The organism is Pyxidicoccus sp. M6 (assembly GCF_055568925.1).
The window spans coordinates 356,569-382,835 of the sequence record NZ_CM145714.1 but is presented as its reverse complement, the minus strand read 5'-3'; the positions used below and the strand labels follow the sequence as shown (position 1 = coordinate 382,835).

The window sequence follows — 26,267 nt, the reverse complement described above, 5'->3', positions numbered from 1 at the left end:
CGTGAAATGACTCTCTTCAGTCCACTGCGACTGGGACGTGCGAGCCGCCCGAGGCTGAGCTAAGCGTTCGCTGGCTCCCCGGGCCCCGCACCGAGCCATCCGCCCGTGGCCTGCTCGCTGGAGGAGGAACCAAGCGATGTCCAACACCGTCGTCACCAAGAAGCGCCGCTGGCCCTACGTCCTCGGCGGCATTCTCGCGCTCCTCGTCATCCTCGTCGCCGTCGCCCTCTGGCGCCTCGACGCCATCCTGCTCAAGACGGCCCGAGACCAGGCCGCCACGTACTCACAGAAGCTCGGCCGCCCCATCGAAATCGGCGACATCTCCACCAAGCTCTTCCCCACCATCGGCGCGGAGGTCGAGAACGTCACCGTCGGCGCCGCCGAGGGCGAGGAGCTCCCCCTCGCAACGCTGGACTCCATCGACATCCGCGTCGCCGCCGGGCCGCTCATCTCCTCGCGCGGCAAGGACATCCAGGTGAACAACGCCGAGGTGTCCGGCCTCACCGTCAACGTCGTCCGCTTCCCCGACGGCACCACCAACGTCCAGCGCCTCATGAAGCGCCTCGAGGAGCAGTCCCCCAAGGAGGAGGAGAAGCCCGAGGAGCCGCAGCAGCCCACCGACCTCTCCGGCGTCCACGTCGAGCGCGCCGCCCTCACCGACGGCACCATCCGCTTCGTGGACCGCTCGGCCGGCACCCAGGCCCGCGAGCTCGCCGTGAAGGACCTCGACATCGAGGTGAAGGACCTCCAGGCCGGCAAGCCGCTCGTCGTCAACCTCGCCGCCGCCGTCCTCGCCGACAAGCAGAACCTCAAGATGGCGCTCAACGCCGCGCCCCTTCCGCCCACCCTCATCCCCACCCCCGAGCGCGTGACGCTCAAGGCCGAGCGCATCGACCTCGCGCCCCTCGGGCCCTTCCTCCCGCCCGACGTCGGCCTCCAGGCCGGCACCGTGGACGCGGACTGGCAGGCGGACCTCGGCGGCGCGGTGCCCGGTGGCAAGGGCCCCACCCGCGTGGCCGGCATCATCAAGGCGCTCGGCCTGCGCTTCGCCGGCGCCGAGGGTGGCAAGGCGCTCGACGTGGTGCTCGACACGGACGTCACGGGCGACGTGGCCGTGGGTGACCTCGCGCTCGACAAGCTCAACCTGGACCTCGGCCCCGCGAGCATCACCGGCAAGGGCCGCGTGAAGGGCCTGCTCACCGAGAAGCCGTCGGTGGAAGGCTTCGAGCTGCTGGGCAAGAACCTCGACCCGGCCGCCATCGCCGAGTACTACCCGCCGCTGCGCAAGCAGCTCAACGGCATGATTGCCGGCCCCATCGGCCTCGCGGTGCGCGGCAGCGGCACGCAGGACGCCCAGGCCATCAACATCGACGTGGACCTGACGCCCGTGCGCCTGCGCGTACCGGCCCAGCTCACCAAGGACGCAGGGTCGTCCATGAAGCTCACCGCGAGCCTCACCGGCGCCGCGGCCAGCGGCGGCGCGCTGCGCTTCACCTCCAACGCGGACCTGGACGGCGTGGACCTCCGCCCCGGCCTCATCGTGAACAAGGCCCCCGGCCAGCGCATGCGCGTCAGCGCCGCCGGCACGTACACGCCGAGCAAGAGCGGCTCCGGCATGAAGGTGGAGATTCCCCAGCTCACGGCGAACCTGCTCGAGGACACCGTGAATGGCAGCGCCTCCTACGCGACGGCCGGCCAGGGCAAGAAGGCGACGACGACCTTCACCGCGGACCTCAAGAGCCAGAGGCTGGACGCGGACGCGCTGCTGATGAACGAGCAGGAGGTCGCCGCTCGCACCGGTGGCACGCCGCCGCCCGCGCCTCCGCCGGAGGACCCGGCGCGCTTCAATGGCTACCGCGGCGACATCCGCTTCAACATCGGCGCCCTGCGCTACACGAAGATGGACCTCTCCAACGTGTCGGGTGTCGTGAAGATGACCGACGACCTCATCACCGTGGAGAAGTTCTCCTCCGGCCTCTACGGCGGCCAGGTGGTGGCAGACGGGACGAGCGTGCGCCTTGGACCTCCGCCGGAGAAGCGCCCCTTCGACGCGAAGGTGAAGGTGCAGAACGTGGAGATGGCCGACGCGCTGACCCAGTTCACGCCGAACAAAATCATGACGGGCAAGTTCAACGGGAACGTGGACGTGAAGGGCGAGGGCTACACGCCGGAGAAGCTCCAGCAGACGCTGCTCGGCGCCATCAACGGCAACATCCTGGGCGGCACGCTGCTGGGCAAGGACCTGGTGTCCGCGGTGTCCGAGCCGCTCGCCAAGGCGCTGCCCTTCGCGGCGAAGGGCCTCAAGAGCGAGCAGGTGACGTCGCTCGGCGACAACCTGCCCTTCGGCGTGGAAATCAAGAACGGCGTGGCGCAGCTCGAGCGGCCGCTGTCGTGGACTCGGCCCGAGGCGGCGCTGAGCTTCAACGGCGGCATCCGCCTGGACGGCACGCTGGATTTGACGGGCGGGATTTCGCTGACGCCGTCGACGGTGAAGACGCTGACGATGGGCAAGGTGACGCCGACGGAGAACATCCCCGTGGGCCTGCAGGTGACGGGCAAGGCGTGGAAGCCCGAGGTGACGGGCGTGGACGTGAAGCCGGCCGCGACGACGATTGCGAAGCTGGCGGCCTCGTCGCTCGCGGGCAACCTGATTGGCGGCGAGCGCGGCAAGCAGGTGCAGTCCATCATCGAGGGCGGTGAAGAGAAGGCCCGCGCCGAGGCCGAGGCGAAGCAGAAGGAGCTGGAGGCGAAGGCCGCCGCCGAGAAGGCCCGCCTGGAGGCCGAGGCCAAGAAGAAGGCCGAGGACGAGGCGAAGAAGCGCCTGCGCGGCATCTTCGGCGGAAAGTAGTCCGTGTGCGCTCAGCGCCGGAGCCGGCCGCATCCTGGCGGCCGCTCCGGTGCGCGGCGGCTCAGCGCAATTCCCGCGCCTCCACCCGCGCCCGCCTGCTCCACCCGCGAAGCACCCGGGCGTTGCTGAAACAGCGTGAAACACCCGTGCAACACCGTGTCCGCTCCCGAACCCGGCATCTGCCCCCGGGGACGAGTGTGGCACGCCCCCTGCTAGGGCCTCCTTTCGTGTTTCACGTTTCACGAAGGGGACTCCATGAACACGACGACCGAGGATTGCGGCTGCACGGACCCGGCGACGACGCCCATGTCCGGCGTCGCCTCCCAGGATGAGCGCCACCGCGTGCTCATCATCGGCGGAGGGACGGCGGGCATCGCCGTGGCCGCCCGGCTCGCCCGCGCGGGGCAGAAGGGCGTCGCCGTCCTCGAGCCCTCGAAGCAGCACTACTACCAGCCGCTCTGGACGCTGGTGGGCGCCGGCGAGGCCCGGGTCGAGGACACCGTGCGCGACGAGGCGAGCCTCATCCCGCGCGGCGTGAAGTGGCTCCAGGACGCCGCCGAGGAAGTGGACCCCGTGCGCCAGGAGGTCCGCACCCGCGGCGGCCTGCGCGTGGGCTACGACTTCCTCGTCGTCGCGCCCGGCATCCAGTTGGACTGGGACAAGGTCGCCGGCCTGCGCGAGGCGCTGGAGACGGAGCACGTCAGCAGCAACTACGACGTGCGGCTCGCGCCGAAGACGTGGAAGCTCATCCAGCGCTTCCAGGGGGGCACCGCCCTCTTCACCCACCCGTCCACGCCGGTGAAGTGCGCCGGCGCGCCGCAGAAAATCATGTACCTGGCCGCGGACCACTTCCGCCGCACCGGCATCACCGAGCGCTCGAACGTCATCTTCGGCTCGGGCGCCAAGGCCATCTTCGGCGTGAAGCCCTTCGCCGCCGTGCTGGAGGGCGTGGTGAAGCGCTACGGCATCGACGCGCGCTTCGAGCACAACCTCGTCGCGGTGGACGGCGCGAAGCGCGAGGCCACCTTCGAGGCCACTCGCGAGGGCAAGAAGGAGCGCGTCACCATCAACTACGACTTGCTCCACGTCACGCCGCCGCAGAGCGCGCCGGACTTCATCAAGCGCAGTCCGCTCGCCTGGCGCGAGGGCCCGTGCGCGGGCTGGGTGAAGGCGGACAAGCACACGCTCCAGCACCCGGACTTCCCCAACGTCTTCGCGCTGGGCGACGCGTCGGACCTGCCCACCAGCCGCACCGGCGCCGCCATCCGCAAGCAGGCCCCGGTGCTGGTGGACAACCTCCAGGCCGTCATGGCCGGACGCCCGCTGCCCGGACGCTATGACGGCTACGCGTCCTGCCCGCTCACCACCGGGTACGGAAAGCTGCTGCTCGCCGAGTTCGACTACGACGGCAAGCCCACGCCGAGCTTCCCCCTCATCGACACCCTCCAGGAGCGACGTGACATGTGGCTGATGAAGAAGTACGGCCTGCCGCGCCTGTACTGGTCGCTGATGATGCGCGGGCTCGCCTGAGGGCGTGCCCTGCATCTCGCGGCCGGGCTAAAGATGTCCCGTCCCGGCCGCGACGATGCCCCACTCCCGCCCTCCCTCCACGTCCCGATTCGTGCTTCCCGCCCTGGACGCGCTCGCGGGCCCCGTGCTCCTCGTCGACAGCGGGAAGCAGGTGGCCGCCCTCACTCCCGCGCTGGAGTCCCAGCTCGGCGGCACCGTGCGCGTGGGCACGCCGCTGGTGGAGGTGCTCGCGCCTCATGGCGGCGTCGAGCGTCTGGACTCGCTGCTGACGGAGGGACGTGAGACGGCCGCCCGGCTGCGCGCGGGAGGGCGGGTGCACGCGGTGCGGGTGCGCTCCGTGGCACTGGCGGAGGGGACGCGGACGCTCGGCTGGGCGCTGCTCGTGACGCTGGACCCGACCCGTGACGTGGCCGGCGCGGAGCTGTTCCACGGCCTGTGGACCCAGGACCCCGAGCTGCGGCGCATCTTCCGCATCGTCGAGAAGGTGGCCCGCACCGAGTCGAGCGTCCTGGTGCGCGGTGAGTCGGGCACGGGCAAGGAGCTCATCGCCCACGCGCTGCATGTGCTGTCGCCTCGCAGCAAGGGGCCGTTTCGCGCCATCAACTGCGCGGCGCTCCCGCCCACGCTGCTGGAGAGCGAGCTGTTCGGCCACGTGCGCGGCGCCTTCACCGGCGCGGTGCGCGACAGCCCCGGGCACTTCCGGCTGGCGAACAAGGGCTCGCTGTTCCTCGACGAGGTGGCGGAGATGCCGCTGGACCTCCAGGCGAAGATGCTGCGCGTGCTGGAGACGCGCACCGTCATCCCCGTGGGCGGCCGCGAGCCCGTGCCCGTGGACGTGCGAATCATCGCCGCCACGCACCGGGCCCTCCGCAAGGAGGTGGAGGCCGGCCGCTTCCGCGCGGACCTGATGTACCGGCTGCGCGTGGTGCCCATCTTCCTGCCCTCGCTGCGTGAGCGCCCGGGAGACATCCTTCCGCTGGCCATGCGCTTCCTGGATGAGCTGCACCAGCGCGGCACCCGGCGCGTGGAGCGCTTCTCGCCCGGAGCGCGGCGCCTGCTCGAAGCGCATACGTGGCCGGGCAACGTGCGCGAATTGCGCAACGTGATGGAGTACGCGTACGTCATCGGGGAGGGGCCCATGGTGCGCGAGTCCGACCTGCCGCCTGAGTTCTCCGAGCCGCGCGCCCGTGCGCCAGTGGCCGCCAGGCCCGTGTCTCCGGAAGCACCGCTGCTCCCGGAGCGGGTGCGTGAAGCGCTCGCCCAGGCGGGAGGCAACCGCTCCGAGGCCGCACGCCTGCTCGGCATCAGCCGCGTCACGCTGTGGCGCCGGCTGCGGGACATGGGCGAGGAGGGCGGCCAGTGAGCCGCATGCGCCCCTGCTGCCGCGACGGTGGAGCGCACCGCCGCGGCAGGCGGGCGTAAGCCATCGCGACCCCGCACCTCGCGAGGAGAGCGCCGCCGTCGAGGGGTGACCCACTGTTTCAGCCGGTGTTTCACACTGTTTCACCTGCCGCCGTGCGTCACCCCGGGTGCCGTGCCGCTTCGCCCTCTCGGAGCGCATCCGTCGAGGCAGCCACCTCCCTCGGGACGGAGCGCCTGTTCGGCCCGAGATGGAAGCCAGCCCTCGAGCCCCCTCCGGGTGCGACTTCCGGCGGCTGGCACGGTGCTCGCAACAGGGTGAAGGAAACAACTCGCGAATGAGGTGGGACCATGCTGTTCCGGCAGCTCTTCGACGCCGAGACCTCGACCTACACGTACCTGCTCGCGGATGAGGGCACGCGAGAGGCGGCGCTCATCGACCCGGTGCTGGAGCAGGTGGAGCGCGACCTGAAGCTCCTGTCGGAGCTGGGGCTGAAGCTGGTGCTGGTGCTGGAGACGCACGTGCACGCGGACCACGTCACCGGCGCGGGCGTGCTGCGCGAGCGGACGGGCGCCACGGTGGCGGCCTCGGCCCGGGGCGCGCCGTGCGTGAATCGGCAGGTGGCCCATGGGGACGTGGTTCGCCTCGGCCGCCTCGAGGTGAAGGTGCTGGAGACGCCGGGGCACACCGACGACAGCCTCAGCTTCCTCTGCGAGGGCCGCCTCTTCACCGGTGACGCGCTCCTCATCCGCGCCACCGGGCGCACCGACTTCCAGAATGGCGACGCGGGCCAGCTCTACGACGCCATCACCGGCCGCCTCTTCACGCTGCCCGACGACACCGTGGTGTACCCGGGCCACGACTACGCGGGCCACGCGCTGTCCACCATCGGCGAGGAGAAGCGCCACAACCCGCGCCTCGCGGGCAGGACGCGAGAGGACTTCATCACCTTCATGAAGAGCCGCCAGCTCCCACCTCCGAAGAAGCTGGACGTGGCAGTGCCCGCCAACCGCGCGTGCGGTGCCATCGCGCCGCAGCCGCAAGCGTGAAGCAGGCGAGCCCCGTGTGACTCCCGACGGCTGATTCACAAACCTCCTGCGCGGCAACCACCGCAAGGAGGACGACCCATCTCGAGGCCCTGCCGCGGTCACTCCGGCACGGGCCGTAACGCTTCATCCACCGCCTGCTCGTGCCCCTCGGGGACGCGAGACGGAGCCCTCTCATGCCCACCCTGTTCGACATCGCCACCCCGAACCCCGCCGGCTACCGAGACGCGGACGTGCACCAGCTCGCCACGCTCCCCGCCACCGTCCCGCTCCGGCGCGTGGACGTGCGCGAGCCCACCGAGTTCGACGGCATCCTCGGCCACATCGACGGCGCACGGCTGGTGCCCCTGGCCACCGTGCGGAGCGCGGTGGCCGACTGGCCTCGCGACGCGGAGGTGCTGATGGTGTGCCGCTCCGGGGCGCGCTCGGCGAAGGCGGCCATGCAGCTCGTGGAGCTGGGCTTCACGCGGGTGATGAACCTGCGCGGTGGAATGCTCGCGTGGAACACCGCGGAGCTGCCCGTGGTGCGGCCGACGGCGGGACCTCCTCCCACGCTGGGGCGAGTGCTGGATGAGCTGCTCGTGGGCCTGCACCGCGCCGTCGCGCCGGAGGCGCCGGCTCCCATCTACGGACAGGGCCCGTCGCGCGAGTCCCTCACCGCGCTGCTGGACACGCTCCAGGCCTCGCCTCCCGCGATGGTCCGCGACACCCCGGGCTTCGAGCGGCTGCTGCGCGAGTGTCGCGACCTCCTCGCCGTCGCTCGGCCGGAAGGGCGGGGCTGATGCTGTACGTGGGCATCGCCGCCTCACTGTTCGTGGGCGTGCTGCTGGGGTTGCTCGGGGGCGGCGGCTCCATCCTCACCGTGCCGCTGCTGGTGTACGTGCTGGGCGTGGAGCCCAGGACGGCCATCGCGATGTCGCTGGTGGTGGTGGGCGTCACCAGCGCCAGCGGCGCCCTGTTCCATGCACGAGCGGGCCGGGTGCGCTGGCGCACGGCGTTCGTGTTCGGCACGGGCGGCATGGTGGGCGCGTTCCTCGGCGGGCGCATCAACAAGCTCATTCCCTCCACCACGCTGCTGCTCCTCTTCGCGAGCGTCATGGTGGCCGCCGCCGTGGCCATGCTGCGCCGCAAGGAGGCACCTCCGGCTCCCGCGAGCACGGTGACGCCCGTGGAGCCCACGCTGCCCGTGGCGCGAGTCCTCGCGCAGGGCATGGCGGTGGGCCTGCTGTCGGGGCTGGTGGGCGCGGGCGGCGGCTTCCTCATCGTCCCCGCACTGGCGCTGGTGGGCCTGCCCACGCCGGTGGCCACGGCCACGTCGCTGGTGGTCATCGCGCTCCAGTGCCTGGCGGGCTTCATGGGGCACCTGGGCCACGTGCAGCTCCCATGGGCCCTCACCGGCGCGGTGCTGGTGGCGGCGATGACGGGCAGCCTCGTGGGTGGAAGACTCGCGGGGCACGTGTCGCCGGCCTCGCTGCGCCGGGGCTTCGCGGTGTTCGTGCTCGCCACCGCCGCGTTCCTCCTCGTGGCGCAGGCGCCGGAGTCGGTGCACACGCTGCTCGCGCGGGCGGGCGCGTGGCCGTGGCTCGTGGCCGCGACGGGCGTGGGCCTGCCGCTGACGCTGTGGCGCCTGCGCATGGCACGGCAGCGTTAGGGCCGGGACACCTGGAGGCCCAGCTCCGCCGCGCCTCCGGGCCGAAGCCGCGCATACAGGACCTGGTCGAGCACGCGCCCGTCCTTCACGGCGGCCTGCCGCATGACGCCCTCGCGCTGGAAGCCCGCCTTCTCCAGCACCCGACACGACGCCGCGTTGTCGGCGAAGGGAAGAGCGAACAGGCGCAGCAGCGGGAAGTCGGAGAAGGCCCACGTGCAGAACGTCTCGAGCGCCGCGCTGACGATGCCCCGGCCCCACTGCGACTCGCCGAGCCAATAGCCCACCTCCGCCGAGTAGCGCGAGACATCCGTGCCGAGCACCAGCCCGATGCCTCCCGAGGCTTCGCCATCCACCTCGATGGCCAGATTCACCAGCGGACGCTGAGCCGACGCGAAGGCCACCCACCCTTCCGCGTCTCGAAGCCGGTAGGGATGCGGGAAGAGGTCGCGCAGGTTCAGCCAGATGGCGCGGTTGTCCGCATGGCGCACGAGCGCGGGCTCGTCCCCACGCCGCCACGGGCGAAGGACACAGGGACCGCACTGAAGGCGAAGAGACGCAGCGGCTGTCGAGCTCATCCAATCCGGGACGCTGCCAGAAGCCCGACCTGACGGCCAAACGCGGCATGTCCTCTCCGTGACTTCGCGAGACACACCGGGCCCTCGTCCCAACACGCGTGCCCCCGTGACTTCGCGAGACACCGCGCCTCGCACTACACCGCGGCGCACCGCGATGATTCTCTTCCGCTCTACAACCCCGGCCAGGTGCAGCCCTGCACCGTGCGCACCGAGGGGAACACGTGGTCGAGCCTCAGCCTGTACGTGGCTCCCACCGCCTTCGAGAAGCTCATCGGCGCTCCCGTCGAGTTCCAGCGACCCCTGTCCGACGACGCGGGCCTCAAGCGCATGCTCCGGGGACTGGTCGAAGCGAAGACTCCCGCGCTCGTCGAGGAGCGGCTGGTGCTGCTCGCGGGCCGGCTCGCGAGGGACGCGGGGGGCGCGGCCACGGAGCGCGCGGTGGCGAGGAAGGACGCGCGGCTGGCACGGGTCGCCTCGCTGCTGCGCGAGGACCTGACGCGCATGCCTCCACTGACAGAACTGGCGCGCGAGGCGGGCATGACGGTGGAGCACCTCGTGCGCTCCTTCGGCAAGGCCACCGGGCTGCCGCCGCGCGCGTGGCAACTCCAGGAGCGAATCAATGAGTCCCGGCGGCGCCTGCACCGGGGCGACGACATCCTGGACGTGGCGTTGGATTTGGGCTTCGCGGACCAGGCGCACTTCCACAAGCTGTTCCGCAAGCTGACCGGGATGACGCCCGGGGCGTACCGCGCTCGCCACATCAATCGGTGACAAGACGGCGGGCTTGCCCGCACGGCTCAATCCGTCCCGACTGCTGCTCGGGATGGAGACATGCTGGACATCTTCGCTTACGCCTTCGTGCTGGGGCTGGCCTTCAACGCCGCGCCCGGCGCTGTCTTCGCTGAATCGCTGCACCGGGGATTGAAGGGCGGCTTCCGCCCCGCGCTCGCGGTGCAGGTCGGCTCGCTCGTGGGTGACGCGCTCTGGGCCGTGCTGGGGCTGACGGGCGTGGGCATGCTGTTCCAGCTTCCGGTGACGCGCGTTCCGCTCTCGGTTGCCGGCTCGGCGGTGCTCATCGGGCTGGGGGCGCAGGCACTGCGCGACGCGTGGCGCGGCCGGACAACGGAGGCAGCGGTGCCTCGCGACGACCGTGGTGCGATGACAGCCGGAGCGTTGATGTCCGTGGGCAACCCGCTCAACGTCATCTACTGGTCCGGCGCGGCCGGCACCGTCGCGGCGCTGATGGGCGAGGCGCCCGGGACGCTGCACCTCGCCACCTTCCTCGGCGGCTTCATGGCCGCCTCGCTGGCGTGGTGCTTCGTCTGCGCGGGGCTCATCGCCGCCCTGCGCCGGATGCTGAGCGCGGCGTGGGTGCGACTGCTGGAGACGGCGTGTGGCGTGACGCTCGTCGGGCTCGGGCTGGCCATGCTGTGGCGCACCGCCATGCCGCACGGGTGAGCGGCGCGGAACCTGCTCATCGAGAGGGCCCTCCAGCTCACCCGCGCGGAGCGTGAGCGGCTGCCGGGCGAGCTGCTCGACACGGTGATGGCCGGCCTCCAGGCGCGGGCCCGCTAAAGAGCCAGGCCCACGCCACCACGGCAGCCCCACGCGAAGGGCCTAGCGAATCTCACGCAACCAGCGCTGGACCTCGTCGAGGTACTCGCGCGGCAACGCGTGCCCGCTGTCGAGCTCCTTGCGCACCTTGCGCTTGCCGGGCGCCGCCTCGAACAGCGCGCGGTTGTTCTCCGCCGTGGAGAATGGGTCCTTCGCCGCGGTCAACAGCAGCCAGGACTGGTGCACACTGCCCATCCGATTCACCGGCGCGGCGTCCCCCAGGACGGGGTCCACGTGCGGCGGCACCATGGTCACCAGATGCGTGACGCGCGGCTCGCGTGAGGCGAGCAGGAGCGCCACCTGGGCTCCCATGCTGTAGCCGGCCACGAGCACGCGCGGCGGCTTGCTCCCGGCAAGCACCTTCGCGAGGAGCGCCTGCGCATCACGCACGGTGTCCACAATCATCGCCTGGTACGGCGCGGTGTCTCCCGCATGTGCACGCTTCGCCAGTGCACCGGGCTTCGCGTCAGGAGTCGCCCGCTCTCCGTGCCGCCTCGCATCCATGAGATAGACGCGGTAGCCAGACTTGCGCAGGTGCTCCGCGAGGGCTCCGCCATACGTGGGAGGCGCATCCGCCAGCCAGTCCTCCTTGCTGCGCGTCAGGCCATGCAGCAGGACGGCCACGGGCGGATTCGCCGCGTCTCCTTCCGGCGCCAGCACCACTACGGGAATCCGTTCTCCATCCCCGGCCTGGACCTCCATCGGCACAGGGGGAGTGGAAGCCAGGGCCACCGGGGTGGCGAGCAACCATACTGCCAGCAACAGCGAGCGACACATCGGAGACTCCTCCTTGAAGAGAGGGCACCGACACTGCCGCCGCGCGGGTCAACGCCGCGTCAATCCCCGGCTGACGTTCATTTGACGCAGCCACTGGTAGCATCCCGCCCCGTTCCGGATGGGAGCTCCCCCCTCCCCGTCTCCGGCGCCTGCTTCCATGCGCGTGCTCGTCGTCGAGGACAATCGAGACCTCCAAGCCAACATCGCGAGGTTCCTGGAGCCGGACTTCGTCCTGGACTTCGCGGCCACGGGCCCTCAGGGACTCGCGCTCGCGCTGGCTCACCCCTACGACGTCATCGTGCTGGACGTGATGCTGCCCGGCATGAGCGGCATCGAGGTGTGCGAGCGCTACCGGCAGCTCGCGCCACGGCTCGTCCCCATCCTCATGCTGACCGCCCGGGACACCCTGGAGGACAAGCAGCAGGGCTTCCAGGCGGGCGCGGATGACTACCTCGTCAAGCCGTTCTCCCTGCGGGAGCTGCGCTGGCGCCTGGAAGCCCTCGCGCGCCGGCCCGTTCCTCCGAGCGGACGGCGGCTCCAGTTGGGTGGGCTCACCCTGGAGCCGGAGAGCGGACAGGCGAGCTGCGGCGGGCGCACCGTCCGGCTCCATCGCACCGAGGCCCTCGTACTCAGGCTCCTGATGGAGGCCGCGCCCGCATCCGTCTCCGCGCCGACGCTGGCGGAGCGGCTCTGGGGAGAGGACGCTCCGGAGTCGAGCGCGCTGCGCACCCACGTCTACGCCCTGCGCAAGGCCCTCGCCTCGCTGGGAATCGACGATGCCATCATCACCCGACGCAACGAGGGGTACAGCCTGGATGCGAGCAGGTTCCAGAACGGTCCGTGACCTGCTGTTGCGCGCCATGGCGCTGTCCGCTGCCTTCGCGCTGGCGCTCATGGGGGGCTTCTTCACGCTCTTCAGCTATGACCTTGAGGACACCCTCTTCAACCGGCTCGTCGCCGCCGAAGCGGACCGTCCCGAGCCGGGGCACCTCCCGGGCCTCGCCGCGTATGCCGACCATGCTTCGCTGCCGCCCTGGCTCGGAGCGCGACTGTCCGAGGATGCCCGCCGCGGTGAATACGAGATTGCCACCGACGGCCATGGGCACTTCCACGTCGCGGTGCGCCCCGACGCGGCGGACGGGCGTCCCCGGTACGTCGCGCTCGACGTGACCGCGCTGACGAGCACCACGGCCCAGCTCCGGCGTACCTCGGGCCTGCTCCTCACCAGCGCACTGCTGGCACTGCTGGCCGCCGGGCTGCTCGGCCGCATCGTGGCCCGCCGCCTGGGTCGGCCGCTGGAGCAACTCGTGGCGCGGCTGCGGGAAGAGGGCTCGGCCCTTCCGGACGATGATGGAGGCGTGGCGGAGGTGCGCGCGTTGCTCGACGCGCTGCGAGCACGGGACGCGCGCATCCAGGAACTGCTGGAGCGGGAGCGGCGCTTCAACCGCGACGCGAGCCACGAGCTGCGCACGCCCCTGGCCGTCGCGCTGGGGGCGGTGGAAATCCTGGAGCTCGACCCGCCGCGAGACGCGGAGACCTTTGGCCGCCTGCGCGGAGCGGTGCACCAGATGGGCCTGCTGACGGAGGGCATCCTCTGGCTGGCACGGGAGGGCGGCACCGAGGAGCGCTGCGAGCTGCTCGGTGTCTCGCGGGAGCTCGTCTCACGGTACTCGCATCTGCGGCAGCGCGAGGACGTGGAGGTCACCATCCAATCCACGGGGGAAGTCGTGGCACCCATTCCCGCCCCGGTGGCCGAGGTGATGCTGGGCAACCTCCTCAAGAACGCCCTCGCCTATACGAGCGAGGGGCGCATCACCATCGACATCGAGCCCACGGCGTGGACCCTCTCGGATACGGGCGTCGGCTTTGGCAAGGTCGAGCCCGGCAGGGAAGGCTTTGGCATCGGACTGTCGCTGGTGGAGCGGCTGGCCCGGCGATTCTCGTGGGGAATCTCCATCGAGACCGTCGAGCCCCATGGCACGCAGGTGCGGCTGACCTGGACATCCGCCCCCGCCGCGCCGAGAGTCCCGGCATGAATCAATTGCTTTCAGGGCAGGTCTTCAAGGCGGTTGGCAAATAGCGCGGTCAACAGCGTGGGTTGCTCCGAATGAAGGAAATCGACACGAATATCCGGAAGCGGGACATCCGCCAGCTCCAGTGGAAACGCGCGATAACCCAGGTGCTGCTCAATGAGCCGTGACAGCGTGCTCGTATAAAGTCGCTCCGCGGCTCGCGGCTCGAAGGACGGTTGTGAGCGGGTCGAGCGTCCCGCAGCGTCCAAGGACTCTGTCGTCACGTAGACCAGATACATTGGCGCCAGCACGCTGATGGCCCCCACAATGCGCGTGCGCGTCCGCGCGCCTTCGGGGCCGGATGGCTCCAGGACCAGGATGCAGTAGAGGCAAGCCACGACTCTCGGTTGGATGAACCTCCCCGCCCGATGTCCTGGAAACGCGGCCTGTACCGCATGAATGAGAGCATCGCACTCCTTCCAGTCCATGGCCCTATCCCAGGCATCCTCCCAACGCTGGCTCTCTGGGCTCCATAGGTCGGCCGTAGGGCTTTCGGCTGTGCCGCTGGAATGCATTGGAGGGTAGTGGGCACGCGCAATCTGAATGAGTTCCTCTTTCATGGAGTGGCTCATGGCTCATATCCGTCGGAAGGGCCAAAATGGACAGTCTTCACTCCTTTGGTCATACACCGACTCACCCGAGCGCCTTTGATCCAATCATTCAGCAACTCCTCATAGAGCGACTGGAAATCGCGGCATAGAACGGCCAGCACTTCTCCCGGGTGAGCCTGCGAAAGGACCCTGTAGCTGGCGCTATTGGCCAGCTCCGCAGCGGTTTGCTGGGCTTCCTCGAGCGGAATCTCGCCCCGCTCTTCGTTGAATACCGGCAGGCCTACCTCGAACCTGCAGACATCGCTCGCACCTGAGTCTCCATGGGTGATACGCCCATGAATACAGACGGCGCGCCATCCATAAGGATCGGTCTTCCGAGGTTTCACGACGGTCGTGAACTGGAAATGTTCTGGGCTGATTCGTCCCGTGACGACCCCAGAAGCGCATCCCGTGCTCAGGAACCCAACGCAGGCAAGCGCCACAAGGAACAGGATGGATGAGTTCATTGCCTCGACTTACTTGAGCGCCATTTGAAAGGATAGAGTCGCTCTGTGTCGCGCCTTTCGCTTCGCACCATGGGATGCTGGGTGCTCGTCCTCATCCCCGCATGTGCCGGAGTGCTCCTCTGGCTGCTCCTGCGCACGGGCCCGCTCATCGAGCGGCTGGTGAGCGAGGCCAACGCCTTCGAGGGCGCTGCCCACCCGCGCCCCTCCCACGTCTCCCCGCCCACCTCGGGCACCTTCGCCCAGTCCGTGGGGCCACTGCTGCCCGCGGTGCTCGAGTTGCCCAGGCCTGTGCCGGACTCCGTTCCTGAGCTCGAGGAAGGAGACGAAGCCGCTGCTGAGGCCCGGCACCGCGTCCTGGAAGCACTCCGCGAGCGTTGTCGCGAAGTGGCCTCCGGCAAGACCCCTCTCGAGACAATGCCGCCCGCCTGCCGCAAGGTGCTTGAAGAGAGCAGGGAGGTGATGCGCCATGTCCTCGCTGCAACCCACGCGGAGGCAGGCGGGCTTCCCGTAGGGCTTGGCAGCCTGAGCCGAACGGACGCCTCCTTCCAGGAGAGCGGCCTGTCCGCGCTCGGGCATGTGGTGGAGTTGGCCGCACTGGAGTCGCGCCTGCTCCTGGCAGAGGGACGACCCGAGCAGGCCGTGGACACGTGCCTGGATGCGCTGGCGCTGAGCCGGGAGCTGAGCCTTGGGGGCGCGCTGCACGGCGGAGTGCTCTCCGCCGAGAGCCAGGAGCTCGCCTACCGTCCGTGCGCGGCGGCCCTGGACGCAGCGCCCTTGGAATCCAAGCGTCAAGCGCTGGTGCGCCTTCAGCGACTGCGGGAGGGACTTCCGCCCTTCTCCGCCCTGCTACGTGAGGAATCCGTCTTCCACCAACTGGCGACCTTTGGTCCGGATCTCCTCCCACCGGAGGCGCTCGCCCGGCTGCCTTCTTCTGGACGAGCGCTCGTCGAGTCCCGGGGAGGGTGGTTCTACTTCCCGTCTCGACTCGGTCACCCGCTGCTGCGACGGTACGTCTGGCGGCGCAACGTCTCCATGTTCGACGCCATGGTGGCCATGGCGGACCTGCCGCCCGACGAGCGCCGGAGTGCCTTCGCCCGCATCGATGCCGGCCATTCGCTGCTCGCGGGCTACCCGGGCGCGGTGAGCGCACTGAAGTATCACCACGAGCTTTCTCCCCTCGACACCCAGCGGCTCCAGTCCGCCGCGCTCATCGCGCTCGTGCAGGCGGATGTGGCTCGGGCCACGCAGGGCCGCTGGCCTGCAACGCTTCCACCCGATACAGCGAAATGGCTGCGACTGGAGATGGTCAACGGCCAGGAGGCTCGGCTCACCCCCAGCGACGTGGCGTTGGCCGAGCACGCGCTGGTCCTCACTGCCGACCAAGTGCCCTGAACATCCTCGCGCCCCGCCCTTCCTCGTGGGCGGGGGTGGCGGACGTAGGGCACGCAGGTGCGGCTGACCTGGACATCCGCCCCCGCCGCGCCGAGAGTCCCGGCATGACGCTGAGACCCATCGCCGAAGTGGGCGCAGAGCTGGGCCTGTCTCCCGAGCACGTGCTCCCGTGGGGCACGAACCGCGCCAAGGTGTCACTGGACGCACTGAAGACGCAGGGCGGAAAGCAGGGCCGCCTCGTGCTCGTGTCCGCCATCAACCCCACGCCTCCGGGCGAGGGAAAGACGACGATGTCCGTGGCCCTGGCCATGGGCCTGCGCAAGCGCGGGCGCCGCGCGGTGGCCGCCTTGCGCGAGCCGTCCCTGGGCCCCGTCTTCGGCGTGAAGGGTGGAGGCACCGGCGGCGGTCAGGCCAGCCTGGAGCCCGCGGCCGACATCAACCTGCACTTCACCGGCGACCTGCACGCGATTACCAGCGCCAACAACCTGCTCGCCGCGCTGGTGGACAACGCCGTGTATTACGGCTCGCCGGTGGCCATCGACTCCACGCGCGTGCGCTGGCGACGCGCGATGGACATGAACGACCGGTTCCTCCGCAACGTCATCGTCGGCCTGGGCGGCAAGGCGCACGGCGTGCCGCGCGAGGCCGCGTTCGACATCACCGCCGCCAGCGAGGTCATGGCCATCCTCGCCCTCGCGGACGGACTCAAGGATTTGGAGACGCGGCTGGGCCGCATCGTCGTGGGCCACTCGCCGGACGGGAAGCCCGTGCGCGCGAAGGACGTGGACGCGGCGGCGGCCATGGTGGCGCTGCTCAAGGACGCGCTGATGCCCAACCTCGTGCAGACGCGCGAGGGCGGACCGGCGCTGGTGCACGCGGGGCCGTTCGGCAACATCGCGCACGGGTGCAGCTCCGTGCTCGGCACGCGGATGGGCCTGGCCTACGCGGACGAGGTGGTGACGGAGGCGGGCTTCGGCTTCGATTTGGGCGCGGAGAAGTTCCTCGACATCAAGTGCCGCGGCGCGGGCGTGTGGCCTCGAGGCGTGATGCTGGTGGTGACGCTGCGCGCGCTGAAGCACCACGGCGGCGCGGCGGCGGCGAAGGTGGCCGAGCCGGACCGCGACGCGCTGGTGCGCGGCTTCGCTCATCTGGAGAAGCACCTGGAATCGGTGGCGGCGTTCGGCCTGCCGGCGGTCATGTGCGTGAATCGCTTCCCGCAGGACACGGAGGCGGAGCTGGAGGAGTTGCGCGCGTTCGGTAGGGCGCGCGGCGTGGAGATGGCCGTGTGCGAGGGCTTCTCGCGCGGCGGCGAGGGCTCGCTGGAGCTGGCGGACAAGGTGCTGGAGATGCTGGACCGCACGGACGCGGCGCCGCCCAAGCCCCGCTTCCTGTACGAGCTGTCGCAGAGCCCCGAGGAGAAGGTGCGCGCGATTGCCCGCACGGTGTACGGCGCGGACGAGGTGGCGTTCACCGCGGGAGCGCAGAAGGACCTGCAGACGGTGCGCGAGCTGGGCGGCGCGGAGCTGCCGGTGTGCATGGCGAAGACGCACCTGTCGCTCTCGGATGACCCGGCGAAGGTGGGGCGGCCTCGCGGCTTCACGCTCACCGTGCGCGAGGTGCGGCTGTCCGCGGGCGCGGGCTTCATGGTGGCGCTGACCGGCGACATCCTCACCATGCCCGGCCTGCCTCGCGAGCCGGCCGCGCGGCGCATCACCGTGCACGATGACGGCCGCATCACCGGGTTGATGCAGGGCGAATGAGCGTGAAGACATCCAGGAGGAAGTCATGAAGCAGCAGCTCGCGGGAGCCGTTGTCCTCGTGTCACTCGTCACCACGGCGTGCGCTGGCCCGGGCGCGTCGGGGCAAGCACCAACCTCGGAGGCAGTCGCCACGGCGAAGGCGCCGCTGTCACCGGCCGAGGCGCGTGAGTCGCTCCGCGCCGCCAACGTCGCGTGGACCGAGACGATGGCGAAGAAGGGTTCCGCGGAGGGCATCGCGTCCGCCGCCGCTGGAGATGCGCTGCTGCTGCTCGACGGGGCGTACACGCTGCGCGGAGCCGATGCCATCCGCGCGAAGCTGTCCGCCGAGCCGCTGGAGCGGGATGGGGTCCTCAGCGCGGAGCCCCTCATCTGGGACATCAGCGCGGACGGACGGATGGGGTACACGGTGGGGCAGATTCTGCTCGACTCGACCGGGGGCGCACCGGGAGCAGTCGCTCCTCAGGCCGCATCCGCGTCTGCGCCCGCCTCCGCGCCCGGTAGCGCCTCGCCCGGAGCGCCCGGAGCACCACCCAAGCCGAAGCCCGGCAAGCGCTACCAGCGTTTCCTCACCGTGTGGACGCGCACCTCCGACGGTCCATGGCAGCTCGCGGCCGCCGTGCTCGGCAAGGCTCGCGGTCCTCTCGCCGTGCCTCCCACGTTCTCCGTCACCTCCACCGTGACGCCTCCGGCAGCGACGCCGGCCGCTCCCTCCGACGTGCTCGCGGAGGCCTTCGCCGCCGACTCCGCCTTCTCCGCGCAGTCCGTCCGCGAGGGCATGGGCATCGCCTTCATCACCTGGGCCGCGCCCGATGCCGTGATTCCCGGTGGCCCCGGCGGCTTCTTCGGCCACGACGCCATCAAGCAGGGCTACGCGGCCTTCACCCATGAGCAGGTGAACCTGAGCTGGGAGCCGAAGCTCGGCGGCGCGGCCAGCTCCGGGGACCTGGCCTACACCGTGGGCCGAGCCGTCTCCGTCGCGAAGGGCCCCGACGGCAAGTCGGAGACGCACCACGTGAAGTACCTCTCCGTCTGGCGCCGCCAGCCCGACGGCCAGTGGCGCTACGTCGCCGACAGCGGCAACGGCAACCCGGGCCCCGAAGGCCCGTAAGACGCCCAGTCGCGGACCGGGGTGCCACCTCGCACGGTGGCACCCTCACGGCCCTGCCTCGCCGGCTCAGACGCGGAACGTGGTGGACAGGTCCTTGAGCTGACCCAGCGACGTGTTGATGGAGACCACGGCCTCCTCGGCCGTCATCGTCGCCGTCACCACGTCGGCCATCATCGACGACAGCTGCGTCATCACCTCGGTCATCTGCGCGATGCCGGCGTTCTGCTGGGTGACGGAGGCCACAATCTGCCGCGCGGCCTGGCTGCTCTCCTGCACCACCGTGGTGATTTCCTTCAGCGTGTTCGCCGAGGCGAGCACCTGCTCGATGCCCTCCTCCATCTTCTCGCTGTCACCCTCCGCAATCGACACCGTCGAGCGGATGGCCTGGTTGATTTCGAGGAGAATCTTCCCGATGCGCTGCGTGCTCTGCAGCGACTGACCGCTGAGCGAGCGCATCTCGCGCGCCACCACCGCGAAGCCGCGGCCCTCTTCCCCGGCGCGCGCCGCTTCAATCGCCGCGTTCAGCGCCAGCACGTTGGACTGGTCCGCCAGGTCCTTCACGCTGCTGATGATTTCACCCGCGTGCACGGCCTGGTCGCTCAGGTGCGCGATGCTGCCCACCAGCGCGCCCACCCGCTGACGAATCTGCTGGAGGCCCGCGGCGCTCTGCTCAATCGACTGCTGGCCCGAGGAGCTGAACGCGTCCGCCTGCGCCGCCACCTTCAGCACCATCTCCGCGCGGCTGGCCGCCATGCTGGACGTCTGCGCGATTTCCGCAATCGTGGTGCTCGCCTCGGTGAGGCTGCGGGACTGGTTGGTGAGGAAGTTCACCTGCTCCTGGCTGGCCTGCGTCAGCCGGCCCGCCGCCGCCGACAGGTCCGTCACCACGGAAGCAATCGTGCTCGGCACGCTGCGCAGCCGGTCCACCATCACCTTGAAGCCGCGCGCCAGCTCGCCCACCTCGTCCTGCGCGCTCACGTCGATGGTCTGCGTGAGGTCTCCCTCCTGCGCAATCTTCGTGGCCACCGCCGTCAGCGAGTTGAGCGGCACCGTCACCTGGCGGTGCAGCCAGAGCGCCAGCAGCACCGTCGACACGATGCCCGCCACCACCAGCACGATGACCAGCACCTGCATGGTGACCTGCAGCCCCTTCAACTCCTCATAGGAGGCGTCGATGTTCTTCGCGTCCTCCTCCGCGGCCTGCTGGAAGGACGTGTGGAGCGACTGGTACGAGGCCTCGAGCTTCGTGCGGGCGGCCTCCGCCTGCGCGTCACCCTTCACCGCGAGCGACAGGGCCTGCTCGGCGTCGGACCAGTACGAGGCCAGCGCCGCCTTGAGCGTGTCGGCGCGCTCCGGCTTCCCGCCGGGCACCTCGCGCGCGAGGTCGAGCTTCGCCTGCAGGTCCTTCACCTCGGTGCGCAGCGGCTCCATGCCGCCGTCCGACTTGCGAGCCACCTCGGCCATGGCGCCGCGGTGCAACCCCGGGTAGCGGAGGTTCACCTCGCGGCTCAGCTCGATGGCCGGCACGTGGGAGGTGTTGATGCGTTCGTATACACGGCCCGACAGCAGCCCCAGCGTCACGAACGCCACCAGAATCGCCACCAGGAACACGCCGGCCACGGCGGGAACCACCATCATCTTCTGCATCAACTTCAGCTTCAGACGCACCGGGCGCCCTCCCTACCGTGAGCGGTCCCCGAGCACGCCGCGCGCTGACCATGACGTCCGGTCAGAGCCCGGCAATTGAAGCGGGGCCCCGAGCAGGGCCTGCTGCGCCAGCACATGTCGCCATCCTTCCGCGGGCCCGTAATGAGAGGAGCCCCCGCTGCCCGGGCGGACCGCTGATCCGCCGCGCGGCGTAGGATACCGAACTGAACACCTCAAGGCTAAGCCCCCACAACCCGTAGCATTCCGAGGGCCGCGAAAAGACGAAGAGTCCCAGGATGGGGTGCGGTCCGACCCCTTTGGGGCTCCGATCATCCGGCCTCCGCTTCCGTCCGGTGGGAGGTCCTCCCACCTGGAGCAGCAGCGCTCTCCCCGAGCGGGCGGAGCCTCCTCCTGAGGCTTCGGGGCTGTGCGAGCCATGGCGTACCGCCATGCGCCAGCACGCCTCCTGCTCCCAGACGGGGGCAGGAGGCGCTTGTCTTCATGCCTGGCCGGCTCGCCTGGACTGGAGCCTGGAGTTACTGCGGCTGCGCCTGCTCCAGCGCCTCCAGCAGGCGCACCTTCAGCTTGGGGCTCGGGCTGTTCCCCACGGAGGCCGCCTGACGCTGAATCACGTCGGCGCGGCCCATGAAGCGCAGGCCGTCCAGCGCGGCCAGCCGGATGGAGGTGGGCTCCGCCGCGTTGCCCAGCACGGCGCCGAGCTGCTCCGCGTACGCGACGAGCCCCAGACCGCCGAGCTGCCGCAGCGCGAGATTGCGCACGTCAGGCTGCGCGGAGGTGCTCGAGGCCGCGAGCCGGGAGAGGAGCGCGCCGTCGGCGGCGGTGAAGAGCCCCCGGTGCGACAGGTCGGCCATCGCGCTGTAGCGCAGGTAGGGCACGGTCGCGTCGAGCTGCGCGAGCGCCACCGGCTTGAACGCCTGCGGGTCCCTCCAGGTCCGCTGGTAGTTGGCGATTGCCGCGCGGTAGCTCTCGGCCTCCTGCGGGTCGGCGGCCACGATGGAGTACGCGCTTGCGGCCAGCTGGAGACCGCCCGCGGCATCCATTGAGAGGAAGAGCAGGTAGTAGTTGCCCGGCACGAGCCGCTCGTCCGCGGTGTACGTGTCATGCACGAGGCGGAACTGGGTGGGCGTCTGGCCGGTGAGCTGCACCGACGTCGTGAAGCCCATCGCCGTGCCGTCGTTGGACGTCAGCTGCGCGATGACCGTGGACTGGGAGGCCACCAACTGGAGGCCGAGCGCATCGCCTCCGGGAGGGGTGTCCAACGCGAGCGCCTTGCCCGCGCCCAGGAGGAGGGCCATGCAGAGAATGGAGCTGAACAGGACTTGCGTCTTCATGGGTTGCCTCGTCTGGAATCAGGGGTGGATGAGCTTCAGGTAGCTCTTGCCGTAGCGCTCGAAGTACGGCGTCTTCGTGGCGCGGGTGGTCGGGTTCGCCTGGCCGATGCGGGCGTAGAGCAGCGACTTGCCGCCGGGGTCCATGATGTGGTGGCCCACGTCGAAGCGGTCCGACGGGTTCGCGTCGTCGTAGGCGTCGCAGTTGTGCGACTTGTCGCAGCCGTGCAGCCGCGTGATGCCTTCGGACACCAAGCCGAAGCTGTGGCCCGCCTCGTGTGCCGCGGTGCGGCCGATGGCCGTCGACACGTCCTTCACGCGCATGGCGAGCGTGTCGGTGAGCTCCGCGGGAGTGGTGGAGACGAGGCGGTCCACCAGCACGGTGCGGAACGTGTCGATGTAGACCTGCGACGTCTGCGTCTTGTTGGTGTTCTTGTAGTCCCCCGGTGACACGCCGAAGAGGCTGGGCTTGTTGCCGATGAGGAACTTCACCGTGTGCACGCCCACGCCCGGAGCGCTGGCGAGGGTGATGGACGTTCCGGCGTAGGCGTTGGCGAAGAAGCTCGCCACGCCCGCCTTCACGTCGTTGACGAAGGCTGTCTGCTGCGCGGCGGTGAGCGGCCCGTTGAGCGTGCCGGTGGCAATCGCCTTGAGCTCGGCGTCGACACCGGACGCGGACCAGTCGAGGAACACCGGCTGGCTGCCATTGGCCGCGAGGTCGCTCTTCCGCTCGAGGATGAAGGCATCGATGCTGCCGATGACGTTCCCGTTGGGCGTCGCGCGCCAGGTCTCGCCGTCCAGCACGTTGACGCCAAGCGAGAGCGGCACCCCTGACTGCTGCCACACGTTGTTGGCGTCCGTCTGGTCCCACACCATGAACCCGCCCCCGTTGACGCGCAGGTGGGCATAGCCGGCCATGTTCTCCTGCCACTGAAGCGTGTTGTCGTCGAACCGCTGGATGTAGCCCTGGACGTTCGTCGAGGCGCTCGTGACGAGGATGTCCGTCTGGGGCGAGGTGACGCAGCCCCGGTCGAAGCCGAAGAGAGGAATCGCGGCCAGCACGAGCCCCACGGCCCACTTCCGGGACGCGGGGCGGCTGGAAGAGTGTGCCTTCATTGTGTGTGTCCTTTGCGAAGCCGGGCGTGAGGTCGCCCGCGGGGGACGGCCATTGCAGCCGGCCTGCCAGCGGCTCATGCCCCTGGAGCGCCGCCCCACTCGCGCATGAGAGGCAATGACTGCCCTTCGCGTGGGCCCGCGCGAGGCAGGTCTTGCCCCTGGGGCAATCATTGCCCCGCCCACAGGGCCTGCCGTGGTTTGCTTCCCCCATGGAGCCCCCCAGCGCGAAAGAAACCGTGGATGCGGGCCAGCAGCGCCGCGCCGCTCCCGGCGAGCCGGGACGCCTCTCCCTGCTGGTGATGGAGGGAAGCTCGTCCTCGATTGTGCCCCTGCCTCGCGACGGCGCGCTCACCATCGGCCGCGGCGCGGGCGTCGAGCTGCTCGTGCAGGACGCCTCGGTGAGCCGGCGCCACGCCCGGCTGAGCGTGGTGGAAGGCGAGGCCCGAATCACCGACCTCGACAGCCACAACGGCGTCCGCGTCAACGGCGAGCTCATCTCCGGCGAGCAGGTGCTGCGCAGCGGAGACGTGGTGATGCTGGGAGACGTCACGCTCGTCTTCCACCGGAGGGACATCCCCCCGCCGCAGCGGCTCCTGCTGGATGCCGCTCCGCTGCGGGACAGGCTGGCGGAGGAGCTGGAGCGGGTGCTGCGCTACGAGCGCGCGCTGAGCGTCGTCGCGCTGGCGCTGGGGCCCACGGATGTCCCCCTGGCGGAGCTGGTCCGCGCGCTCGGCGGTGGCCTGCGGCTGATGGATTTGGTGGGCCGGGGCGGGCCCACGCAGCTCTTCGTCCTGCTGCCCGAGCTGACGGCGGAGGAGGCGGAGGAAGTAGTCCAACCCATGCTGGAGAGCCTCGTCCCGCTGGCGCCCGAGGTGCGAGCGGGCGTGGCCTGTGCTCCGCAGGACGGGCTGGACGCGGACACCCTCATCTCCGCGGCGAGGACGGTGGCCCTGACGGCGCCCTCCGGAGGCCTTCGCATCAGCGGCCCGGACCTGTACCAGCTCGCGCTCGGAGAGCGCTCGGTGATGGTGGCGGACGAGGCCATGGTGCGCCTCTTCGAGCTGCTCCGGCGACTGGCATCGAGCCCCATCCCCGTCCTCATCCATGGCGAGACGGGCGCGGGCAAGGAGAACGCCGCCTGGGCCGTGCACCACTGGTCGCCGCGCGCGCAGCGACCGTTCATCTCCCTCAACTGCGCGGCCCTGCCGGAGAGCCTCGTGGAGAGCGAGCTGTTCGGCGCCGAGCGGGGTGCCTTCTCCGGCGCGGTGGCCTCGCGGGCGGGCCTGCTGGAGCGGGCCAGCGGGGGCACGCTCTTCCTCGACGAGGTGGCGGAGCTGCCGCTCTCCGTGCAGGCCAAGCTGCTGCGCGCGCTGGACCAGCAGCGCATCACCCGCCTGGGAGACTCACGCGAGCGCCCGGTGGACCTGCGCATCGTCGCCGCCACCCACCGCGTGCTCGCGGACGAGGTGAAGGCCGGCCGCTTCCGCCAGGACCTCTTCTTCCGCCTGTCCGCCTCCGTCGTCGTGCTGCCGCCCCTGCGCAACCGTCCCCGCGAGCTGCCGTTGTTGGCCACGCGCTTCCTCCAGGAGGCCCTGGCCCGCGCGGGCAGGACGGCGCCGCGCATCTCCGCCGCCGCCATGGACGTGCTCCGCGCGCACCCGTGGCCTGGCAACGTGCGCGAGCTGAAGAACGTCATGGAGTACGCCGCCACCACCGCCACGGGCCCCCTGCTGGAGGCCTCGCACCTGCCGGACTCCCTCCAGCGGCCTCCGGAAGAGGAAGCCCCTCCGCCCCCGCCCACGGCGCCCGCCCCGGACACGGCCCCCGCGAGCTTCCGTCCCATCGCCGAGGAGGTCCGCGAGCTGGAGTACCGAAGGATGCTCGAGGCGCTGGAGGCCGCCGGCGGTGTGCAGACCCGCGCCGCGCAGCTCATCGGCATGCCGCTGCGGACCTTCAAGTTCAAGGCGCGGCGATACCAGCTTCCCCGCCCACGCGCGGCGCGCGAGTGATAGCGCGGGCACGCCTCGTGCAATCCGCCTCCAGCGAGCCAGGACGGACGCCGCCTGGGGGGCGGTGCTCCGCGACCTGGCCGCATGGGAGTGCGAACAGCACGGAAGGGGGAACGGTCATGAAGAACGGACTCGACCAGCGGAGCGCGGTGGCGCTGATGGCCATCCTGGTCTCACTCGTGGGGTGCGTGGCCCACGGAAGCATCACGGACACGGCGACGGACGGCGGGACTCCGGAGGTCAGCGAGCTCGAGACGCACTGTCCCGGCGGGACGGCCTGCCCGGACAAACCCAACGGTCCCGGCATCTACGTCTCCAACACCGGCAGCTACTGCCTCTGGGTCGACCCCGCGAGCAACCTGCGCTTCTGCCCGGAGTCCTTCGAGAACTACCCGGCGAGGGGGGACAGTGTGAGCAGCGTGCGGCTCAAGGGGCGGCTCTGGTCCGGAGCCGAGGACACGGTGGTCCTCAGCACTCCCATCCAGGTCCGCTACGACGGCGACAAGAAGGGAAACCTGCTCAAGGTGGAGCCCTCCACCGTGCCGGGCACGTCCCGGCTCGGCTTCACCTACCTGCTCCAGGGCGCGGTGAATCCCGCTCACGTGGTGGGCTCGACGCTGCCGAAGCTGACGCTGCTCTTCACGGTCAACAGCCCGGACGCCTATGCCCTCGAGCTCACCTTCACGGAGGTCGCGCTCGCGGGCGCGCCCAACCCTGACAGGCCCGACACGCAGCTCAAGCTCTTCCGCTATCAGGCCAGGTACGCCAACCCCAGGCGGAATGTCGCCGGGTTCTACTGCTCGCTGCCGGGCAACTCGCAGGACATCCCCGAGAACGAGAGTACGCCGCTCGCGCTCTCCGTCCTGCCGGCGCACCAGGTGAATGGCGCCACGGGCGTCATCAACGCCTCCGCGAGCTCAGTCACAGTGGCCTGCGTCTCGGGCGCCATCGTCTCCTGCATGGAGAACTGGGACTACGTGCCCTGGAACCCCACGCTCGAGCCCAAGGGGAAATCGACCCTGTTCCTCGGCGCCTGCATCCAGGGCAAGCGCGCCGCCTACTTCGCCCACCCGAAGACGCACCCGTACCAGGATTTCAACAGCTACACGGTGGAGGGGACCGACATCCGCATCCGCGACGACGTCCTCAACTTCGCGAAGCTCAGCATCGAGCAGGGCAACATCGAGGCCATCTGGGACATCACGGGTGCGGTCTGCTTCAATCCGTCCAACCAGCGTCGGCCGGACCTCTTCAACCTGGAGTACTGGAACCAGGAGGCCCTGCCCCTGCTCCCCGCCTGCACCGCGGCGGACATCCAGCCCCACCGCATCATCACCGGCAAGGCCGCGCCCTGAC

Annotated in this window: 22 protein-coding genes; 15 read left to right on the top strand and 7 right to left on the bottom strand. The window is 70.3% G+C overall.

Translation table 11 applies throughout. The annotated features are described in order from the left end of the window. Nucleotides 1–136: 136 nt before the first annotated feature. The 6 genes from ACVTJA_RS01495 (at nt 137) to ACVTJA_RS01470 (ending at nt 8,435) form a co-directional block, all read left to right on the top strand. Nucleotides 137–2,848, top strand: a complete 2,712-nt coding sequence (locus ACVTJA_RS01495) for an AsmA family protein (protein ID WP_465833145.1) — start codon at nt 137–139, stop codon at nt 2,846–2,848. Between the two features lie 255 nt (nt 2,849–3,103). After that, nucleotides 3,104–4,378: an NAD(P)/FAD-dependent oxidoreductase gene (locus ACVTJA_RS01490; RefSeq protein WP_465833143.1), complete on the top strand. Its 1,275-nt coding sequence runs from the start codon at nt 3,104–3,106 to the stop codon at nt 4,376–4,378. 55 nt (nt 4,379–4,433) lie between these two features. Further along, nucleotides 4,434–5,741, top strand: coding sequence for a sigma-54 interaction domain-containing protein (locus tag ACVTJA_RS01485; RefSeq protein ID WP_465833141.1), 1,308 nt, complete (start codon nt 4,434–4,436; stop codon nt 5,739–5,741). A gap of 347 nt (nt 5,742–6,088) precedes the next feature. Continuing rightward, nucleotides 6,089–6,787: an MBL fold metallo-hydrolase gene (locus ACVTJA_RS01480; protein WP_465833139.1), complete on the top strand. Its 699-nt coding sequence runs from the start codon at nt 6,089–6,091 to the stop codon at nt 6,785–6,787. Nucleotides 6,788–6,960: 173 nt separating this feature from the next. Further along, on the top strand, nt 6,961–7,566 hold the full coding sequence (locus ACVTJA_RS01475; protein ID WP_465833138.1) for a rhodanese-like domain-containing protein: 606 nt from the start codon (nt 6,961–6,963) through the stop codon (nt 7,564–7,566). Next, nucleotides 7,566–8,435 (top strand): sulfite exporter TauE/SafE family protein, encoded by an 870-nt coding sequence (locus ACVTJA_RS01470; protein ID WP_465833136.1) that lies wholly within the window; start codon nt 7,566–7,568, stop codon nt 8,433–8,435. The genes ACVTJA_RS01475 and ACVTJA_RS01470 overlap by 1 nt, the downstream gene beginning before the upstream one ends. On the opposite strand, the gene ACVTJA_RS01465 is transcribed toward ACVTJA_RS01470, so the two are convergent. Continuing rightward, nucleotides 8,432–8,923 carry a GNAT family N-acetyltransferase gene (locus ACVTJA_RS01465; RefSeq protein WP_465833134.1) on the bottom strand — a complete coding sequence of 164 codons (492 nt, stop codon included), beginning with the start codon at nt 8,921–8,923 and terminating at the stop codon, nt 8,432–8,434. The two genes, ACVTJA_RS01470 and ACVTJA_RS01465, sit on opposite strands and share 4 nt — an antisense overlap. Before the next feature lie 288 nt (nt 8,924–9,211). Here ACVTJA_RS01465 and ACVTJA_RS01460 point away from each other — a divergent pair, with 288 nt between their 5' ends. After that, on the top strand, nt 9,212–9,781 hold the full coding sequence (locus ACVTJA_RS01460) for a helix-turn-helix transcriptional regulator (RefSeq protein WP_465833132.1): 570 nt from the start codon (nt 9,212–9,214) through the stop codon (nt 9,779–9,781). Nucleotides 9,782–9,841: 60 nt separating this feature from the next. Continuing rightward, nucleotides 9,842–10,468 (top strand): LysE family transporter, encoded by a 627-nt coding sequence (locus ACVTJA_RS01455; protein ID WP_465833131.1) that lies wholly within the window; start codon nt 9,842–9,844, stop codon nt 10,466–10,468. A 159-nt stretch (nt 10,469–10,627) separates the two neighbouring features. Here ACVTJA_RS01455 and ACVTJA_RS01450 read toward each other — a convergent pair whose 3' ends face one another. Beyond that, nucleotides 10,628–11,401, bottom strand: coding sequence for an alpha/beta hydrolase (locus tag ACVTJA_RS01450; protein ID WP_465833129.1), 774 nt, complete (start codon nt 11,399–11,401; stop codon nt 10,628–10,630). A 157-nt stretch (nt 11,402–11,558) separates the two neighbouring features. On the opposite strand from ACVTJA_RS01450, the gene ACVTJA_RS01445 reads away from it, so the two are divergent. Next, nucleotides 11,559–12,245 (top strand): response regulator transcription factor, encoded by a 687-nt coding sequence (locus ACVTJA_RS01445; protein ID WP_465833127.1) that lies wholly within the window; start codon nt 11,559–11,561, stop codon nt 12,243–12,245. A gap of 16 nt (nt 12,246–12,261) precedes the next feature. Next, on the top strand, nt 12,262–13,437 hold the full coding sequence (locus ACVTJA_RS01440) for a sensor histidine kinase (RefSeq protein WP_465833125.1): 1,176 nt from the start codon (nt 12,262–12,264) through the stop codon (nt 13,435–13,437). Between the two features lie 11 nt (nt 13,438–13,448). On the opposite strand, the gene ACVTJA_RS01435 is transcribed toward ACVTJA_RS01440, so the two are convergent. Continuing rightward, complete coding sequence (locus ACVTJA_RS01435; RefSeq protein ID WP_465833123.1) at nt 13,449–13,901, bottom strand: hypothetical protein; 453 nt, start codon at nt 13,899–13,901, stop codon at nt 13,449–13,451. A 140-nt stretch (nt 13,902–14,041) separates the two neighbouring features. Beyond that, nucleotides 14,042–14,530, bottom strand: a complete 489-nt coding sequence (locus tag ACVTJA_RS01430) for a hypothetical protein (protein ID WP_465833121.1) — start codon at nt 14,528–14,530, stop codon at nt 14,042–14,044. Between the two features lie 81 nt (nt 14,531–14,611). Between ACVTJA_RS01430 and ACVTJA_RS01425 the strand changes: the two genes are divergently transcribed. From ACVTJA_RS01425 to ACVTJA_RS01415, 3 genes are all read left to right on the top strand, one after another. Then, a complete protein-coding gene (locus ACVTJA_RS01425) occupies nt 14,612–15,922 on the top strand; it encodes a hypothetical protein (RefSeq protein WP_465833120.1) in 1,311 nt (436 codons plus the stop codon). Nucleotides 15,923–16,026: 104 nt separating this feature from the next. Further along, complete coding sequence (locus ACVTJA_RS01420) at nt 16,027–17,682, top strand: formate--tetrahydrofolate ligase (protein WP_465833118.1); 1,656 nt, start codon at nt 16,027–16,029, stop codon at nt 17,680–17,682. Between the two features lie 25 nt (nt 17,683–17,707). Further along, nucleotides 17,708–18,790 (top strand): YybH family protein, encoded by a 1,083-nt coding sequence (locus ACVTJA_RS01415; protein WP_465833116.1) that lies wholly within the window; start codon nt 17,708–17,710, stop codon nt 18,788–18,790. 66 nt (nt 18,791–18,856) lie between these two features. Here ACVTJA_RS01415 and ACVTJA_RS01410 read toward each other — a convergent pair whose 3' ends face one another. The 3 genes from ACVTJA_RS01410 to ACVTJA_RS01400 all read right to left on the bottom strand — a co-directional run bounded on the left by ACVTJA_RS01410 (nt 18,857) and on the right by ACVTJA_RS01400 (nt 22,902). Continuing rightward, nucleotides 18,857–20,458: a methyl-accepting chemotaxis protein gene (locus tag ACVTJA_RS01410; protein WP_465833114.1), complete on the bottom strand. Its 1,602-nt coding sequence runs from the start codon at nt 20,456–20,458 to the stop codon at nt 18,857–18,859. Between the two features lie 515 nt (nt 20,459–20,973). Further along, nucleotides 20,974–21,789 (bottom strand): hypothetical protein, encoded by an 816-nt coding sequence (locus ACVTJA_RS01405; RefSeq protein ID WP_465833112.1) that lies wholly within the window; start codon nt 21,787–21,789, stop codon nt 20,974–20,976. A gap of 18 nt (nt 21,790–21,807) precedes the next feature. After that, nucleotides 21,808–22,902, bottom strand: a complete 1,095-nt coding sequence (locus ACVTJA_RS01400; protein ID WP_465833111.1) for a hypothetical protein — start codon at nt 22,900–22,902, stop codon at nt 21,808–21,810. A 209-nt stretch (nt 22,903–23,111) separates the two neighbouring features. On the opposite strand from ACVTJA_RS01400, the gene ACVTJA_RS01395 reads away from it, so the two are divergent. Both ACVTJA_RS01395 and ACVTJA_RS01390 read left to right on the top strand, forming a co-directional pair. Then, nucleotides 23,112–24,911 carry a sigma 54-interacting transcriptional regulator gene (locus tag ACVTJA_RS01395; RefSeq protein WP_465833109.1) on the top strand — a complete coding sequence of 600 codons (1,800 nt, stop codon included), beginning with the start codon at nt 23,112–23,114 and terminating at the stop codon, nt 24,909–24,911. A gap of 119 nt (nt 24,912–25,030) precedes the next feature. Next, a complete protein-coding gene (locus tag ACVTJA_RS01390; protein ID WP_465833108.1) occupies nt 25,031–26,266 on the top strand; it encodes an ADYC domain-containing protein in 1,236 nt (411 codons plus the stop codon). Nucleotide 26,267 lies beyond the last annotated feature (1 nt).